Here is a 15,828-nt window from a genome sequence, read left to right as displayed (position 1 = left end):
GGCGGCGGGGCGCCGATTGTCGGCGGAGTGTGCAACCCTGGTGGCGACTGCCCGGGTCACCGGAGGTGATGGCCACGCTACGACTTCGTGAACTCGTCGCCGTGCCCGGCACCACCGCACTGACCCTCGACGTTCCCGCCGGCGCCTCGGCGGCCCTGGTCGCCGCCCCGCCGGTGGGCACCGCGCTCGCCCGAGTGGTGAGCGGGCTGGCCGCCCCGGTTGCCGGCCGGATCCTGGTCGACGACCGGGAGGTGACCGCCCTGCCGCCGCCGCACCGCCGCATCGCCTACGTCCCGGCCGGTGGCGCGCTGCTGCCCCACCTGACCGTGCGCCGCAACATCACCTACGGGCAGCGCCGCCGGGAGCGGGTGCGGCAGATGGCCGACGACTGGACGGCGACGGTGGTCGACCGGCTGGAGCTGGCACCGACCCTCGAGTTACGGCCGCACCTGCTGTCGGAGGCGCAGCGGTTCCGGGTGGCGCTGGCCCGGGCGGTGGTCTGCCTGCCCGAGGTGCTGGTGATCGACCTCCCGACCGGGCCGGCCGGCGGTGGGCGACTGACCGAACTGGTCGGCCGGCTCGCCCCATCGCACACACCGGGGGCGGCCGTGCTGGTGTGCACCGCCGATCCGGGCGCGCTGGCCGACGTGCCGGTCGCCGTCGAGGTGGGCGCGTGACGCCGGCGGGGCGGCTGCGCCGCCGTACCCTGCTGCGGGCCGCCGCCACCACGGCCGCCGCGACCGTCGCCGGTTGCTCGCGCGCGGACCCGGCGGTCCAGGTCGCCGTGGTGTGGAGCGGCGGGGAGCTGGCCCGGTTCCGTGAGGTCGTGGCCGGCTACGACGGCCGGGTGCAGGTGATCAGCGCCGGCAACGACATCGACGCGTTCCTGCGCGCCCGCCAGCTCGCCGGCACCAGCCCCGACGTGGCGATCCTGCCCAGGTCGGGGCTGGTCATCGAGTACGCCCGGCGCGGCTGGCTGCGCGAGCTGAAGACCGCCGCCAGCTATGCCGTCCCGCCGGGCATGGCCGACCTGCTCACCGCCGACGGCAAGCGCTACGGAGTCTGGGTGAAGGCGGCCCACAAGTCGCTGTTCTGGTTCTACCGGAAGATGCTGCCGACACCGCCGCGCACCTGGGACCAGCTCGTGACACTCACCCGGCGGCTCGGGGCGCGGGCCCGGGCGGGCGACGGCCCGGCGCCGCTGTCCGTCGGCGCGGCCGACGGCTGGGTGCTCACCGACTGGTTCGAGAACGTCCTCGCCGACGTGTCCCCGCCCGGCCACTACGAGGCCCTGGCCCGGGGCGAGGCCGACTGGCGGAGCCCGCCCGTGCACACGGCACTGGACCGGCTCGCCGAGCTGTGGAGCATCGACGGGGCGTTTCCCGGCGGCGGCCGGCGCGCCCTGCTCACCCAGTACGAGGAGTCGGTGATCCAGGTCGTGCACCACCAACGGGCCACGATGCTCTTCGAGGCCGACTTCGTCGACGACGTCAGCCGCCGGTTCCGCCGGGGCACGGAGCTGCCGGAGACGTTCCGGTTCCCCGGCTCCCGGCACGCCGACAGCCCGCTGATCGTCGGCGGCGACGCGGCGGTGGCGTTCGCCGGCTCGGCCGGGGGCGCGCAGCTGGTCCGCTGGCTCAGCGGCGGCAACGCGTTCCAGCCGTGGCTGCGTGCCGGGGGTTACCTCTCCCCCAACGTGTCGGTGCCGCTGGACGACTACCGCGACCCGGTCCGCCGGCACTTCGCCGACGAGCTGCGGACGGCCGAGGCGGTGACCTTCGACCTCTCCGACCGGCTGCCGGGGCCGTTCACCGGCTCCGACGGGGTGGGCATCTGGCGGATCATGCAGGACTTCTTCGCCGACGTCACAGACGGCGTCGCCGCCGGTACGGCCACCCGCCGGGCCACCGGCCAACTCGCGGCCGCGGCCCGGTCGGCGGGTGGCGGCCGATGAGCCGGGTGCTGGGCGAGCTGGCGGTCCTCGACGACGTCGGGCCGCCACGGCGCGGCCGGGCCTACCCGGCGGCGGGGGCCACCTCGGCGCTGCTGCTGCCCGCCCTGCTGCTGCTCGGCGGCCTGGTGGCGTGGCCGGTGCTGCGTACGCTGCACGCCAGCGTCACCACCGACGGCCGGTGGGTCGGCGCGGCGCACTTCCGCACCGCGCTGGCCGCGCCCGGCACCGGTGCCGTGGTGGGGCGCACGCTGCTCTGGGCGCTGGTGGTGCCGGCGGTGGTCACCGTGCTGGGCTACCTGCTCGCCGCCGCCTCGCGCCGCTCGCAGGAGGGCGGGCTGGTCCGCCTCATCCTGGTCGTGCCGGCCGCGCTGCCGCTGGTGGTCACCGGCGTCACCTTCCGGCTGATGTACGACCCCGACCCCGGGCGCGGGCTGGCCACCCTGGTCGCCGCGACGCTGACCGGCCGGCCGGCGGCGGACGCTCCGCAGCTACTCGGCCCCGGCCTGGTCACGGTGGCGTTGATGTCCGCGTTCGTGTGGGCGTGGGTCGGGCTGGCCGTGCTGGTGTTCCGGGCCGCCCTCGACGCGGTCCCGCCCAGCCTCGCCGACGCGGTCCGCGCCTACGGCGGCAACCGCCGCGACGTGCTCTGGGACGCGCAGTGGCGCCCCCTGCTGCTGCGTACCGTGGCGGTGGTCTTCACCCTGGCGGCGCTCGGCACCGCCCGGACGTTCGACCTGATCCTGGTGATGGCGCCCGGCTCGGTGCGCGACGAGGCGTCGGTGCTCGCGCTGCGGGTCTGGCAGACCTCCAACGGCGCCACCACCGGCGAGGGCGCCGCGCTCGGGATGGTGTGGCTGGTGGCGGTGGCCGCCGGGGTGCTGGTCGCGGCGCTGTTCGTCCGGCAGGCGTGGCCGCCACCCCGGGATCCGGCGTCCGCCGGGCCCGCCCCGGTGACACCGGCGCCACGCCGGCTGACCAGGGTGCTGGCGGTGGGCGCGGCGGTCGCCTGGCTGGTGCCGCTCGGGGTGCTGCTCGCCACCTCGCTGCACGGGACGGTGGACGCGGCGGCCCGGGGCTGGTGGTCGAGCCCGCCCAGCCTCGACTCCTACCGGGGCCTGGTCACCGGCGCCGAGTTGTGGGGCACGCTGGGCTTCACGCTGGTGCTGGCGACCGTCGTCACCGCCGTGGTGCTGGGCGTCGCGCTGCTCGCCGCCTACCCGCTGGCCTGGCTGACCGGGCCGCCCGCCCAGGCCACCGGGCTGCTGCTGATGGCCGCCAGCATCGTCCCGGTGCAGGTCATCGCCGGGCCGGTCAACGAGGTGCTCGGCGTCGTGCTGTCCTCGGGCACGGCACGCGGCCTGGCGCTGGTGCACGTCGCGCTGGGCGTGCCGTTCGCCGTGCTGGTGCTGCGCAACGCGTTCGCCGACCTGCCCGCCGAGCAGGTGCGGGCCGCCCGGGCCGGCGGGCGGCACTGGTGGAGCACCCTTCGGCTGCTCGCCCGGCACAACCGCCCCGCCGTGGTCGCCGTCGCGGTGCTGGAGTTCGTGCAGGTGTGGAACGACCTGGTGGTGGGCCTGCTGTTCAGCGGGCCCGGCACGATGCCGCTCGGGCTGTTCCTGGCCGGCCAGACCCGGGGCTTCGTGGCCAACAGCGGGGCGCTCGCCGCCGGCTCGGTCATCGCCTCGGTCCTGCCGGTGCTGCTGGTGGTGCTGGCCCGCCGCCAGCTCGTCGCCGGCCTGGTCGCCGGGGGCGTGCGGTGACCGGGCCGGAGCCGCCCCGCCGCTCGCGGCGGCCACGCCGGCTGAGCCTGCTGCTCGCGATCGGCGGCGTGGTCGGCGGGACGGTCAGCGCGGTGCTCGGCAACGTCACCGGCAACCTGCTCTCCGAGCTCTCCGTCGCCCAGCTCGGCTCGGCCAGCGCCGGGGTGATCGTGCTCGGCCTCGTCGCCGCCGTCATCGTCGAGTGGCGCCGCCAGCGGCAACAGTCCGCGCCGCCGGGCGACGGCGAGCCGCCACCCGCCGTCGGCGCGCCCACCCTGCCTTGGACCACAGGGTTCACCGGGCGGGCCGGGCACATCGACGCGATCAGCGAGCTGCTGACCAAGGAGCACGCGGTGGCGGTGGTCGGCCGGCGGGCCGTCGGCACCTCCTCCTGCGCGATCCAGGCGGCCAACCTGTGCCGGGCCGACTTCCTCGACGGCCTGTACTACCTCGACCTGCGCCGGGACGGCCAGCCGCAGGGCGCCCGGCAGGTGCTGACCGCGCTGGCCCGGATCCTCGGCACCCGGCCGCCCGCGTCGGGGCGCGCCGCCGACCTCGCCGACGCCGCCGACGAGCTGAGCGGCCAACTCGACGGCCGGGCGGTGCTGGTGGTGCTGGACAACGTGGACGACCCGGCCCAGGTCCGGCCGCTGCTGCCGCCGACCGCGCGAACGTGCCGCCTGCTGCTGGCCGGCACCGGCGCGCTGGCCGCCCTGGACGGGGTGGTGGCGCACGGGCTCGCCGAGCCGGGCGCGGACGACGCCGTCGAGATCTTCGCCGCCGCGGGCGCCACCGCACCGGTCGCCCGGCCGCACCGCGCGGACCCGCGCACCGATCCGGCGGTTCGCGCGCTCGTCGAGCTCTGCGGGCGGCAGCCCCGAACGGTCGCGGAACTCGGCCGGCGTACGGCCCAGCACGGCTGGCGGCACACCGACGTGCGCGACGCGCTGCGCCGCGCCGTCGAGACGCCCCCGCACCAGCACGTCGCCGCCTCCCCGGCGACGCTGCTGGTGACCGCCCGGGACACCGCGTACCACGCGTTGGGTGGCGAGGCCCGGCGGCTGTGGCGGCTCATGTCGCTCAGCCCGGTGCCGCTGGGCCGGCCGACGATCGCGGCGCTCGCCGGGCGACGCCCGGACCGGGTGGCCGCCCTGCTGCACGAGCTGGCCACCGGAGGGTTCGTGACCGGCGCGCCCGGCGACCGCTACGAGGTGCGACCGCTGCTGGCCCCGTACGCCCGGATGCACCTGCGCCGCGACGAGCCGGCCCGGCGGCGGGTCGCGGCGCAGGCCCGGCTCACCCGGCACCTGGCCCGGCGGGCCGAGCGGCACGCCGCCAGCCTCGCGGTGTCCGGCTCACCGGACCGGGAGCCGACGCTGGCGCTGGACGACGACCCGTACGGCTGGTTCGACCTGCACCAGGAGCTGCTGCTGGCCGTGGTGAAGGTGCCGGCCGGCGCGGCGGAGACCCTGCCCCGGCGGGTGCGCCGCTGGTGGTTCCGGCTGGCGGTGGCGCTGTGCGGGTGGCTCGCCCACGCGGAGCGGCTCGACGAGTGGGCGGAGGTGTGCCGCACGGTGCTCGCCACCCCCACCGCCGACGACCGGCCGGAGATCGCCGGCTGGGCACACAACGAGCTGGGGGTGTTGCGCCGCCGCCGGCACGACCCGCAGGGCGCGGCGACGGCGCTCAGTCTGGCGGTGGCGGAGCGGGGCCGGCGCGGCACCGCCCAGGCGCGGATGAACCTCGGCCTGGTGCTGCTGGACCTGGGGCAGCTCGACGACGCGGTGGAGCACCTGGAGCTGTCGCGGCGGCACCGCGCCACGGCCGACCGGGCGGGGCACGCCCTGACCGACCTCGGGCTCGGTGCCGCCCGGTTGGCCCGGGGCGAGTTGGAGGCTGCGCACCGCCACCTCGTCCGGGCCGCGAACACCTTCCGCGCGCTCGGCGACGCCCGGGGCTACGCGGCGGCCCTGACCAACCTGGTGCTGGTGCACACCGGGCTCGGCGAGCACCTCGACGCGGCGCAGTCGTGGCGGGCGGCGCTACGCGAGTACGACTCCGTGGCCGACCCGACCAACCGGGCCGCCGCGCTGCTCAACGCGGGTGCGGCGCTGCTGGCCTCCGCGCCGGCCCAGGCGCGGCAGGCGTACGGGATGCTGGCGGAGAGCCGGCGGCTGCGCGACGGCCGGCCGACTGCCGGGTTGGGCCGGACGCTGCTGCACCTGGGCGACGCGGCGGCGGCCCTCGGCGACGCCGACGAGGCCCGGCGGCACTGGGCGGACGCGGCGAACGTCTGCGAGGAGGCGCGGGACGCCGACGGCCAGGCCGCGGCCGACGCCCGCCTGGTCGGTAGCGACACCCCGGCCTGAGCGGGCCGGGGTGACGCCTGGCGCGTAGGTGCCGCCCGCCCGTCGTCGGCGTGTCAGCCGTCCAGCCGGCGGACCATGTTCATGACGGTCTCGACCTGGGCGCCGCCCTTGATCGGGTAGTTGGTGGCGCCGAGGTAGCCCCACCAGTCCCAGCAGCCGTTCGGGTTCGTGGCCGCGGTGGTCGCCTGCGGATAGAGCACGATCAGGTTGTTGGTGTCGGCGTACTGGTTGAGGTTCGCCCGGTCGACGAAGGCGGTGCCGACCGCGCCGTGGCCCTGGAGGCAGCCGTGCAGCGCGACCAGCAGCCGGCACGACTGCCCGGCGGCGCAGGACGCCGGCACGTAGGCGAAGCCGTCGGCGCCCATGCTCAGCCCGGGAGCCCAGCCGTTGACGGCGTACGTGTGCTGGCTGAAGCGGATCAGGGTGCCGCCGAGCGGGCCGGTGTTCGGCGCGGCGACGGCGCCGAGCAGCTTGCGCAACAGGGCCTGCTGCGGGTCCGTGCCGCAGTCGTCGAGGTACGGCGACGCGGTGGCGGTGCAGCTCAGCGTCCCGTACGGGGTGACCCAGGCATGGCCGGCCGCCGAGCCGCTGTCGTACTGCACGTTGGCGCCGAAGTGCTGGTAGTAGCGGACCAGGTCGTCGGTGACGGACTTCTTCACCACTGTGTCGTTGCCGCCGTGGAAGACGTAGACAGGGTCGCCGGAGAGGTTCGCCACCGGGTCGACCCAGCCGTAGGAGGCCCACGTCCGGGTGTACGCCTGGAGGGCGGACACGTTGGTCGGGTACACGTTGTCGCCGCAGCCGTCGAGCGCCTGGGCGACGTTGTTCTGCGCGCAGTAGTACGGCCCGGCGGCGAAGACGGCCGCGCCCCGGATCCGCGACGAGTAGGCGACGTGGAGCTGGGTGGCGAGGTAGCCACCGGAGGAGACGCCGGTGACGTAGACGCCGGAGACGTTGTAGGCGCGCAGCGAGCCGGCCACCGGGGTCCGGGTGGCCGGCGTGGCGGCGTGCGCGGGGGCCCCGGTGGTGAGCACGAGCAGCAGGGCGGTGACGAGGGCGGCGGCGGCCCTCAGCGGTGTGGTCATGACGCTCTCCTGTCCGGGAGCGACGGCGGTGGCGCCGGCGTGCGCAGACGCTAACGTGACACCGGCCACATCGGACATGAGCGGCGCCGACACCTCGGGCGGCGCCGGAGTGTCGACCGTCGACACCGTCACCCGGGGCCCTGTTCACCGGGGCGGCGTTCCCGTGCCGGTCGTCGCGGCGGTGCCGGCGCCAGCCTCAACAGGTGAAGTCGACCTTGAGGGCCGCGACCTCCTGCCCGGCGACCAGCAGCACGGTGGTCGCCGGGTCGTCGCCCCGGCCGGCCGCTCGACGCCGTCGGTCAGCCGGAGGACGTCCGAGTACGGGCCGGCCAGCCGGGCGGCGAGGAACCGCACCAGCTTCGGCGTCGGTCAGCGGCGCCGCCACCAGGACCAGTTCGCCCTGGTGCTGGCGGGATGCGGGGCTTCCAGGGGACGGTTGGCGGCCCGGCGGGTGTCGATCATGGCGATGCCGAACAGGACGAACGCGGCCGTGATCCCGGCGGCCAGGGGCGGCGCGTTGATCAGCGGCAGGCCGGTGACGAGAAGAACGCCGATGCCCACCCAGCGGCGTGGGGAGACCCGTGAGAAAACGGCCCGCTCCAGGGCTGCCCGACCGACCAGGTAGAACGCCGGCCCGCCGAGGATCACGGCCAGCCACGCCGGATAGGTACGGCCGAGCGCATGGAGTTGGATCAGCTCGTGCCCGATCGCGGTGATCACGATTCCGAGGATCATCACCGCGTGGGCGAAGGAGACGAAGCGCCCCAGCGCCGCGGGGTCCCGGGCCTCGGCGACGGCCTCACCGAGCACCAGCCCCGCGCGCTGGAAGTAGATGCGCCACAACAGCACCGCGGTCACGAACGACACGACCAGCCCGACGGTCTGGTAGCCCCCGGCCCGGCCCGGCCCGCTGGCGTAGGTGATGCCGACAGCGAGGATCGTCTCGCCCAGGGCGATCAGCACCAGCTGGGTGTACCGGTCGGCGAGGTGGTGCGGCGCGACCGCCCACGCCGACGACCTGCCGTGCCGGAGGCCGGGCGCCGGCCAGCCCAACCGCGCCGCGCCGAGCTCGACGACCACGGCCAGGATCCACAGCGACAACTGCCAACGGCCGGGCACCAGGGCGCCGAGAATCCAGAGCGGTCCCGACACGACGAACCAGAGTGCGACACGCCAGTAGACCCTGGCCAGCGGATGCGTGCCGAGCAGATAGGCGAAGACCAGGAACCAGCTCACCTGGCTGACCACGTACGCCAGCGCGAACGCGAGGGCGCCGCCGCCGTCGAACACGTGTGGCGCGTTCGCCCCCATGATCAGCAGGGCGAACCCCGTACTCAGGATCGCCCACTGCGCCCGGGGAGTACGGGGATCGAGCCGCGCGGTGATGTAGGCGGTCATCGTCCACGCCCAGAGCAACGGCACGAACAGCAGCAGCGTGCGACCGAGGGTGGTCCAGCGCCTGCCGACGTCCGAGGCGTCCAGCCCCGGGTCCGCCATACCCGCCACCGCGGAGGCCACCAGCCGGTTGAGGGCGAACACCATCACCAGGTCGAAGAACAGCTCCACGTACGTGGCCTGCTGCGCGCTCTCCGGATTGCGCAGCAGGCTGACCCCGTGGCCCCGGCGCCAACGCCTCGATGTCCCACCCACCTCCCCATCGCAGCCGACTGACCCCCGGCCGGGGCGACAACCGCGGAATCTCGTCCCTGCCGGCTCGCGACGGCGGACGGGCCGGTGGAGGAGGTACGCCGCGGCTGGGCGCGACACCTTACTTAGGGATTGACCTCAGTGTCGTTCGGCTGCATACTTAGGTACATGCCTAAGCGATTGACGGGCGACGACGGGGCCCTCGACGGGGTGTTCCACGCCCTGTCGGACCCCACCCGCCGTCAGGTCGTCGAGCGCCTCGGCCAGGGGCCGGCCACCACCAGTGAGCTGGCTCGTCCGTTTGACATGGCACTGCCGTCGTTCACCCAGCACCTGGGCGTCCTCGAGCGCTCCGGCCTGGTGACCTCGGAGAAGAAGGGCCGGGTGCGCACCTACCGGCTCGTGCCGCAGCCACTGGAGGGCGTCGAGACCTGGCTGGCCGGGCAACGCGCGCTGTGGACCCGGCGCCTCGATCAATTCGACTCGTTTCTGTACGACCTGAAGGAGCAGGAGACATGACCGCCTACAGCACCGTGAACCCGGAGACCGACCTCGTCCTGGAGCGCACCGTCGACGTCGCCCCCGAGCTGGTCTGGAAGGCCTGGACCACGCCCGAGCTGATCGTGCGCTGGTTCGCCCCGAAGCCCTGGTCGACCGCGTCCTGCGAGATCGACCTCCAGCCCGGCGGAAAGTTCAACACCGTCATGCGCTCGCCCGAGGGCGAGGACTACCCGAGCACCGGATGCATCCTCGTGGTCGAGGAGGGTAGGAGGCTGGTCTTCACCTCGGGCCTGGGCCCCGGCTTCCGACCCCAGGCCAGCGGCGACGACCTCCCGTTCACCGCCGTCATCAGCATCGAGCCCGCGGGCGACGGCACGAGGTACACCGCCACGGCGCTCCACGCCGACGCCTCGGTGAAGAAGTCGCATGAGGAGATGGGTTTCGCCGAGGGCTGGAGCGCGGCACTGGACCAGTTGGTCGAGGTCGTGAAGGCCCTCTGACAGGGCCACGACCGCCGGGCCGCCAACATCTGAGCCTCGACTGTCGCACGGGTACGCCCGGGGCTCAGATGTTGGCGGAGTCGGGCGGCACGGCGGTCGGCAGGGCGGGCGCGCCGGCCAACGGGGCCTCGGTGTGGCAGGAGAGCCCCACCGTGTAGGCGGTCATCGACAGTGACCCGTACGCGTACCCGTCCACCAGCACCTCCGTCGCGTCTCCGGCGGCGCCGGCCAGGCCGGCCAGGTAGAGCAGCGGGATGAAGTGGTCCGGCGTGGGTACGGCCAGGCCGAAGTCGCGGTGCGCGTCCAGCGTCGCCACCTCGGTCGGCTCGCCGAGCATGACGTCCTTCGCCGCCTCGTCGAACCGCCGCGCCCAGTCGAACCCCTCGTCGACCATCCCCGGGTCCACCCCGCGCAGGTTGTGCACCACGTTGCCGCTGGCCACGACAAGCACCCCACGCTCGCGGAGCGGGGCGAGCCGCGCGCCCAGGTCGAGGTGGTGATCCAGGTCCTTGAACGCGTTGATGCTCAACTGGACGACCGGGACGTCCGCGGCGGGGAACGCGTGGGTGAGCACCGACCAGGTGCCGTGGTCGATGCCCCAGGAGTCGACGTCCGCGCCGACCCAGGTGGGGTGGACGACGTCACTGATCTCCTCGGCCAGCTCGGGCAGGCCGGGCGCCGGGTAGCGGAGGTCGAAGAGTTCCTGCGGAAAACCGTAGAAGTCGTGGATCGTCCTCGGCCGGGGCATGGCGGTGACGGCGGTGGCGCCGATGTACCAGTGGGCCGACACCACCAGGATCGCCCGGGGGCGCGGCACCGCCCGGCCGAAGACGCGCCACGCCTGCGTGTAGCGGTTGAGCTCCAGCGCGTTCATCGGACTGCCGTGGCCGATGAACGCGGCCGGCATCACCGGGACGCTCTGACCGCTCATGCTGCTCCCCCGAGCCGACAACGCCCCGTATTGTACCGGCCACCAGGAGTCAACAGACCGGCTACGACGCGACCGTCAGCCGCGCAGTTCCCGCCAGCTCAGGCGGCTGCCGCGCCAGGCGCTGGCGAGGATGCTCGCCGAGGTCCGACTGGGGCATTCCTGCACCTTGGATCGGCCGGAGGCGCCGCCGATCTGCACCTGCACGTCCCAGCGCTCCCCGTCCGTGCGGACATAGACATCCCGGCGCCCTCGCGCGGTCGCGTCGCCGTTCCACCAGTGCTCTTCAACCCTCACCCCGCGACCGTATAGCAATGCTCCCGCAGGCGGTACGGCCGAGGTGACCCACCGCCCGGGGGCCGGTCCGGATTCGACCTCGACCTCAACTTCGCTTGAGGTCATCCGGTCGCCCCCACGCCGCTGAAGGAGTACCCGCAGGACCAGCTCGCCGCCCTCGCCGAGGAGAACCTGACCCAACCGCACTGGTGGACGACGCGCAACCGGGAGGTCCACGAGCGGACGCACGACGGCATCGACGCCGTTGGGTACGTGGCCGCGCTGATCGTCCTCCGCCGGATGATCGCCAACCCGGGCGGCGACAGCGACCTGCCGTAGCCGGCGCCGCCGTGACCACCGACGCACGGGACGGCCATGATGGACGGATGGATGCCGAAGCGGTCACGGCGGAGGCCACCCGTCCGGTGCGCCGGCCGGTCCTGGTGCAGCGTTGGCACGATCTCGCCTTCGTGCACTGGGCCGTCGATCCGGCCGTCGTCGCGCCGCTGCTGCCACCGGGCACCCGCCCGGACGTCGTCGACGGACACACGTACGTGGGCCTCATCGGGTTCCGGATGGTGGGACTCGGTCCGCTCGCGGGGCCGGGGCTGCCGTACCTGGGCACGTTCTGCGAGACGAACGTGCGGCTCTACAGCGTCGACGGGGCCGGGCGGCGTGCGGTCGTGTTCCGGTCCCTGGACGCGTCCCGGCTGTTGGCGGTGGTGACGGCGCAGGCCACCCTGCGCCTGCCGTACAAGTGGTCACGCATGCGGCTGCGCCGCGACGGCGCGGTGCTGACCTACACCTGCCAGCGGCGGTGGCCGGGGCCGCGCGGCGCGACCAGCGCCATGAGCATCCGCGTCGGCCCGGCGGTCACCGAGCCGAGCCCGCTGGAGCACTTCCTCACCGCCAGGTGGGGGCTGCACGTGCGCGCGTACGGGCGGACGCTGCACATGCCCAACGTCCATCCACGCTGGCCGCTGCACCGCGCCGAGCTGCTGTCGCTCGACGACGAGCTGGTGCGCGGGGCCGGCCTGCCGCCGGTCGGGGCGGAACCCGCCAGCGTGCTGTACTCGCCGGGCGTCGGCGTCCGCTTCGGCGCTCCGACGACAGTCGCGCTCGACGGCCCCGGTCAGGCGGACGTGCCGGGTGCCAGGAAGCGGTAGCCGGGCACGGTCTCGGCGAACCAGCCGTCGACGCTGGCCAGGCCGCGCTCGTTGAGCTGGGCGTCGTGGATGGGGAACACCCGCCGCGCGCCGACGGCGACGGCGAAGTCGATCGCCTCGGTGAGCTTCAGCCAGGACGCCTGCGCCGGGACCAGCAGCGTCTCCACGGGCCGCTCCGGCCGGTGCAGCGAGTCACCGGGGTGGTAGACGTCGTCCCCGACGAGGTAGCCCAGGTTGGCGCAGTCGGGTTGGCCGCCGTGAATCGTCGCGTGCCGGCCGCCGAGCGCGGTCACGGTCAGGCCGGCGGCGGTGAACCGCTGGCCGGCGCCGACCCGGGTCACGGGCAGCGGAGCCAGGTCGGGCAGCGCGGCGCCCTCCGGCACGAAGACCGGCACGCCGAGGCCCGCCAGCCGGAGCACGTCGACGTGGTCGGTGTGCTCGTGGGTGACGAGCACCGCGTCCGCGCCCGCCAGGGCCCGGGGCTCGCTCCAGGTGCCCGGGTCGATGACGAGCACGCCGCCGTCGTGCTCGATCCGGACGCAGGAGTGGGTGAACTTCGTGATCCGCACGCGCCGACCCTATGCCCGGCCCCCGCGCCGGTCAGCCCTCCCGGGGCTCGGGCATGAGCCGGTCGGCCGCCCACCGGGGGTCGTCGTCAGGGCAGTCGCCGTGCAGCCGGCCCAGCTCGGCGTGCAGCCGCGCGTCGGCAGCCGCGCCGGTGCCCCACGCCCCGGCCAGCTCGACGGTGCGGCCCAGCGTGCCCTCGCCCGGCTGCTCGTCGCGCAGGGCGGCCCGCATCATCATCAGGAACCGCACGGTGACCGCGTCGGCGTCATCCATGATCATGCGTCGGAGCCTATCGAGCGGGTACGACAGGCCCGCCGCACCGACGACAGCCGGCGGCACCCGCCCCTTAACGAGGGTGGTCAGTCGTGGTGGGCGTGGGTGCCCGGGCGGGGCGGGGTGCCGGCGCGCTGGCCCGGCTCGACCACCACGAACTGGCCCATCATGCCGGCGTCCTCGTGGTAGAGCAGGTGGCAGTGGTACATGTACGGCACGTCCGGATCACTGTGGTCGGTGAAGCGCAGGATCGCCCGGATCGGACGCCCCGGCGCCAGGTAGACCGTGTCCTTCCAGCCGGTCAGCGCGGGCGGTGGGGTCCGGCCACCGACCGTGAGCACCTGGAACTGGGCGTCGTGCACGTGGAAGTTGTGCGGGGTGCCGTCCTGGTTGACCAGTTCCCAGATCTCGGTGGCGCCCCGGGTGACGGCGAAGTCGATCCGGTCCATCCGCATCGAGCGGCCGTTGATGCTGCGGCCGGTGAGGGTGAACCGGCGGGTGCCGACGGCGGACGCCGGGTCCAGCCGGTCGAGGGGGACCAGTGCGTCGGGCACCGGCGGCGACGGCTCCAGCTTGTCGGCCGCGCGCAGCTCAAGCACGTCGAAGCGGTCCGCGCCGCCGGCGAACCGGTCGGCCAGCGCCCCGGCGCCGAGGTCGGGCGGGGTGCTGCGCAGGATGACCCGCTCCCCCGGCCGGACGGCCACCACGATCTCGGCCCGCTCGCCCGGCGAGAGCTGCACCCGGTTCACCCGCACGGTGCGGGGCAGCAGCCCGCCGTCGCTGCCGATGAGCGCGAACGGCCGGTCGTCGGCGAGGCCGAAGTCGTACGTGCGGGCGGTGGAGCCGTTGAGCAGGCGCAGTCGTACGCGCTCGGTGCTCACGTCCAGGTACGGCCCGACGGTGCCGTTGACCAGCAGGGTGTCGCCGAGCACCCCGATGCTCGCGATCGAGTTGCGGGTCCGCGCGAACTCGCCGTCGCGGGAGAAGTTGCGGTCCTGCACGATCACCGGGACGTCGTCGACGCCGTAGCGGCGCGGCAGCGGCAGGGCGGACTCCCGGTCGTCGTCCAGGATGAACATGCCGGCGAGTCCCCGGTAGACGTGTTCCTCGGTCGCGCCGTGCGGGTGCGGATGGTACCAGAGGGTGGCCGCCGGCTGGTCGACCGTCCAGGTCGGCGACCAGGTGGCGCCGGGCCGGACCGGCTGGTGCGGGCCGCCGTCCATCCGGGCCGGCAGGTGCATGCCGTGCCAGTGCACGCTGGTCTCCTCGGTCAGCCGGTTCACCACGTTCACGACCACCCGCTCGCCGCGCCTGGCGCGCAGCGTCGGCCCGAGGAAGTCGCCGTCGAAGCCGGCCGTACGGGTCAGCCGGCCGTCGCCGTGGAAGTCCCGCCGGCCGTCGCGGGCGAGCAGGTCGAACACCCGCCGCCCCTGGCCGTCGACCCGCGAGGTCGCCAGCGGCGGTACGGCGAGCGGGCGGACGAAGTCGACCCGGCCGACGGTGTCGGTGCCGCCCCGCGCGAGGACCCACCCGCCGACGGCCACCCCGCCGCAGCAGAGTACGAGCGCCACGACGAGCACACCGGTGAGCACGCGCAGCGGCGATCGACGACGGACGGTCATGGCGGCACCTCCAGTAGGAACGGTACATGTAGCCTGCCTTCATATGTGGCCGGCCGCCAGCGGTACCTGTCGGATTCCGGGACAGCTCCGGGACCGCCCCGATCCGCCTCCGGGACGGCCTGGCGACACGCGCTCACCCGGGCGGGCCGATCTCGCGCCCGCCCCGGAACCGGCCCGGCGGGCATGAGAGGCTGCGCAACAGGAAGGAGGGCCGACATGAGCGACTACGGCCACCCGCTGACCTTCGGGGCGTTCCTGACGCCCGGCAACGCCGACCCCGATCGGGTGGTGGGCCTCGCCATGCTGGCCGAGCAGCTCGGCTTCGACCTGGTCACCTTCCAGGACCACCCCTACCAGCCCGCGTTCCTCGACACGTGGACGCTGATGAGCTTCGTGGCCGCCCGGACCGGCACGGTACGACTGGCCGCCAACGTGACGAACCTGCCGCTGCGCCCGCCGGCCGTGCTGGCCCGCAGCGTGGCGAGCCTCGACCTGCTCAGCGGCGGCCGGGTGGAGCTCGGCCTGGGCGCCGGCGCGTTCTGGGACGCCATCGAGGCGATGGGCGGGCGGCGGCTCTCCCCCGGGGAGGGCGTACGGGCGCTGGCCGAGGCGATCGACGTCATCCGCCAGGTGTGGGACGTCGGGTCGCGCGGCGGCGTCCGGGTCGACGGCGAGTTCCACCGGGTGGTCGGCGCGAAGCGCGGTCCCGCTCCCGCCCACGACGTGGGCATCTGGCTCGGCGCGTACAAGCCGCGCATGCTGGCCCTGACCGGGCAGCGGGCCGACGGGTGGCTGCCGTCGCTGGGCTACCTGCAACCCGGTGACCTCGGCCGGGGCAACGCCGTCATCGACGACGCCGCGCGGCAGGCCGGCCGGTCCCCGGCCGACGTGCGCCGGCTGCTCAACGTCACCGGCCGCTTCGCCACCGCCGGCCGGGGACCGCTGGACGGCCCCGCCGAGCAGTGGGCGGAGGAACTCGCCGACCTCGCCCTCAGCGACGGGATCGACACGTTCATCCTGGGCAGCGACGACCCCGACGACCTGCGGCGCTTCGCGGGCGAGGTGGCCCCCGCCGTACGCGAACTCGTGGCCGCCGAGCGGGTGGCCGCCGCCGCGCCCGCCGCCCCGACCCCCGCCGCCGCTGCGGCCCCGACGGCGGGCCCGGCACCGTCGGCCGCCC

General features: G+C 74.8%; 15 protein-coding genes. 8 read left to right on the top strand and 7 right to left on the bottom strand.

The window, feature by feature from the left end:
• The first annotated feature begins 68 nt into the window (after window positions 1–68).
• From ABZ809_RS31640 to ABZ809_RS31625, 4 genes are read left to right on the top strand one after another with little or no spacing between them, the layout of a single operon-like run.
• Window positions 69–677 (top strand): ATP-binding cassette domain-containing protein, encoded by a 609-nt coding sequence (locus tag ABZ809_RS31640; RefSeq protein WP_357566305.1) that lies wholly within the window; start codon window positions 69–71, stop codon window positions 675–677.
• Window positions 674–1,954, top strand: coding sequence for an extracellular solute-binding protein (locus tag ABZ809_RS31635; protein ID WP_357566304.1), 1,281 nt, complete (start codon window positions 674–676; stop codon window positions 1,952–1,954). Before ABZ809_RS31640 ends, ABZ809_RS31635 begins: the two co-directional genes overlap by 4 nt.
• Window positions 1,951–3,714 (top strand): ABC transporter permease subunit, encoded by a 1,764-nt coding sequence (locus ABZ809_RS31630; protein WP_357566303.1) that lies wholly within the window; start codon window positions 1,951–1,953, stop codon window positions 3,712–3,714. Before ABZ809_RS31635 ends, ABZ809_RS31630 begins: the two co-directional genes overlap by 4 nt.
• Window positions 3,711–6,083 (top strand): hypothetical protein, encoded by a 2,373-nt coding sequence (locus tag ABZ809_RS31625; RefSeq protein WP_357566302.1) that lies wholly within the window; start codon window positions 3,711–3,713, stop codon window positions 6,081–6,083. Before ABZ809_RS31630 ends, ABZ809_RS31625 begins: the two co-directional genes overlap by 4 nt.
• A gap of 53 nt (window positions 6,084–6,136) precedes the next feature.
• Here the strand turns inward: ABZ809_RS31625 and ABZ809_RS31620 are convergent, their stop codons facing one another.
• Window positions 6,137–7,168 (bottom strand): PHB depolymerase family esterase, encoded by a 1,032-nt coding sequence (locus tag ABZ809_RS31620; RefSeq protein ID WP_357566301.1) that lies wholly within the window; start codon window positions 7,166–7,168, stop codon window positions 6,137–6,139.
• Between the two features lie 369 nt (window positions 7,169–7,537).
• Window positions 7,538–8,818: a low temperature requirement protein A gene (locus ABZ809_RS31615; RefSeq protein ID WP_357566300.1), complete on the bottom strand. Its 1,281-nt coding sequence runs from the start codon at window positions 8,816–8,818 to the stop codon at window positions 7,538–7,540.
• 165 nt (window positions 8,819–8,983) lie between these two features.
• Here ABZ809_RS31615 and ABZ809_RS31610 point away from each other — a divergent pair, with 165 nt between their 5' ends.
• Window positions 8,984–9,334 (top strand): metalloregulator ArsR/SmtB family transcription factor, encoded by a 351-nt coding sequence (locus tag ABZ809_RS31610; RefSeq protein ID WP_357566299.1) that lies wholly within the window; start codon window positions 8,984–8,986, stop codon window positions 9,332–9,334.
• Complete coding sequence (locus ABZ809_RS31605; RefSeq protein WP_357566298.1) at window positions 9,331–9,816, top strand: SRPBCC family protein; 486 nt, start codon at window positions 9,331–9,333, stop codon at window positions 9,814–9,816. Before ABZ809_RS31610 ends, ABZ809_RS31605 begins: the two co-directional genes overlap by 4 nt.
• Before the next feature lie 64 nt (window positions 9,817–9,880).
• On the opposite strand, the gene ygiD is transcribed toward ABZ809_RS31605, so the two are convergent.
• Together ygiD and ABZ809_RS31595 are read right to left on the bottom strand one after the other, a co-directional pair.
• Complete coding sequence (ygiD, locus tag ABZ809_RS31600; protein ID WP_357566297.1) at window positions 9,881–10,747, bottom strand: 4,5-DOPA dioxygenase extradiol; 867 nt, start codon at window positions 10,745–10,747, stop codon at window positions 9,881–9,883.
• A gap of 75 nt (window positions 10,748–10,822) precedes the next feature.
• The gene (locus ABZ809_RS31595; protein ID WP_357566296.1) at window positions 10,823–11,041 is read right to left on the bottom strand and encodes a hypothetical protein; all 219 of its coding nucleotides are present in this window, start codon (window positions 11,039–11,041) and stop codon (window positions 10,823–10,825) included.
• A 365-nt stretch (window positions 11,042–11,406) separates the two neighbouring features.
• Between ABZ809_RS31595 and ABZ809_RS31590 the strand changes: the two genes are divergently transcribed.
• Window positions 11,407–12,186 (top strand): DUF2071 domain-containing protein, encoded by a 780-nt coding sequence (locus ABZ809_RS31590; RefSeq protein WP_357566295.1) that lies wholly within the window; start codon window positions 11,407–11,409, stop codon window positions 12,184–12,186.
• On the opposite strand, the gene ABZ809_RS31585 is transcribed toward ABZ809_RS31590, so the two are convergent.
• The 3 genes from ABZ809_RS31585 to ABZ809_RS31575 form a co-directional block, all read right to left on the bottom strand.
• On the bottom strand, window positions 12,153–12,755 hold the full coding sequence (locus ABZ809_RS31585) for an MBL fold metallo-hydrolase (protein ID WP_357566294.1): 603 nt from the start codon (window positions 12,753–12,755) through the stop codon (window positions 12,153–12,155). The two genes, ABZ809_RS31590 and ABZ809_RS31585, sit on opposite strands and share 34 nt — an antisense overlap.
• Before the next feature lie 31 nt (window positions 12,756–12,786).
• Complete coding sequence (locus ABZ809_RS31580; protein ID WP_357566293.1) at window positions 12,787–13,032, bottom strand: hypothetical protein; 246 nt, start codon at window positions 13,030–13,032, stop codon at window positions 12,787–12,789.
• 80 nt (window positions 13,033–13,112) lie between these two features.
• Window positions 13,113–14,648 (bottom strand): multicopper oxidase domain-containing protein, encoded by a 1,536-nt coding sequence (locus tag ABZ809_RS31575; RefSeq protein WP_357566292.1) that lies wholly within the window; start codon window positions 14,646–14,648, stop codon window positions 13,113–13,115.
• A 216-nt stretch (window positions 14,649–14,864) separates the two neighbouring features.
• On the opposite strand from ABZ809_RS31575, the gene ABZ809_RS31570 reads away from it, so the two are divergent.
• Window positions 14,865–15,828, top strand: a 964-nt coding sequence (locus tag ABZ809_RS31570; RefSeq protein ID WP_357566291.1) for an LLM class flavin-dependent oxidoreductase, incomplete at its 3' end; no start/stop codon positions are given.

This window comes from Micromonospora sp. NPDC047074 (assembly GCF_040643815.1).
Classification (GTDB): domain Bacteria; phylum Actinomycetota; class Actinomycetes; order Mycobacteriales; family Micromonosporaceae; genus Micromonospora.
This window is presented reverse-complemented; position numbering and strand designations above follow the sequence as displayed.

Excerpts from the sequence above, each read along its gene's own strand:
- ABZ809_RS31640 (WP_357566305.1), top strand. The coding sequence starts at position 69 with ATGGCCACGCTACGACTTCGTGAACTCGTCGCCGTGCCCGGCACCACC.
- ABZ809_RS31630 (WP_357566303.1), top strand. The coding sequence starts at position 1,951 with ATGAGCCGGGTGCTGGGCGAGCTGGCGGTCCTCGACGACGTCGGGCCG.
- ABZ809_RS31620 (WP_357566301.1), bottom strand. The coding sequence starts at position 7,168 with ATGACCACACCGCTGAGGGCCGCCGCCGCCCTCGTCACCGCCCTGCTG.
- ABZ809_RS31610 (WP_357566299.1), top strand. The coding sequence starts at position 8,984 with ATGCCTAAGCGATTGACGGGCGACGACGGGGCCCTCGACGGGGTGTTC.
- ABZ809_RS31605 (WP_357566298.1), top strand. The coding sequence starts at position 9,331 with ATGACCGCCTACAGCACCGTGAACCCGGAGACCGACCTCGTCCTGGAG.
- ygiD (WP_357566297.1), bottom strand. The coding sequence starts at position 10,747 with ATGAGCGGTCAGAGCGTCCCGGTGATGCCGGCCGCGTTCATCGGCCAC.
- ABZ809_RS31590 (WP_357566295.1), top strand. The coding sequence starts at position 11,407 with ATGGATGCCGAAGCGGTCACGGCGGAGGCCACCCGTCCGGTGCGCCGG.
- ABZ809_RS31580 (WP_357566293.1), bottom strand. The coding sequence starts at position 13,032 with ATGATCATGGATGACGCCGACGCGGTCACCGTGCGGTTCCTGATGATG.
- ABZ809_RS31575 (WP_357566292.1), bottom strand. The coding sequence starts at position 14,648 with ATGACCGTCCGTCGTCGATCGCCGCTGCGCGTGCTCACCGGTGTGCTC.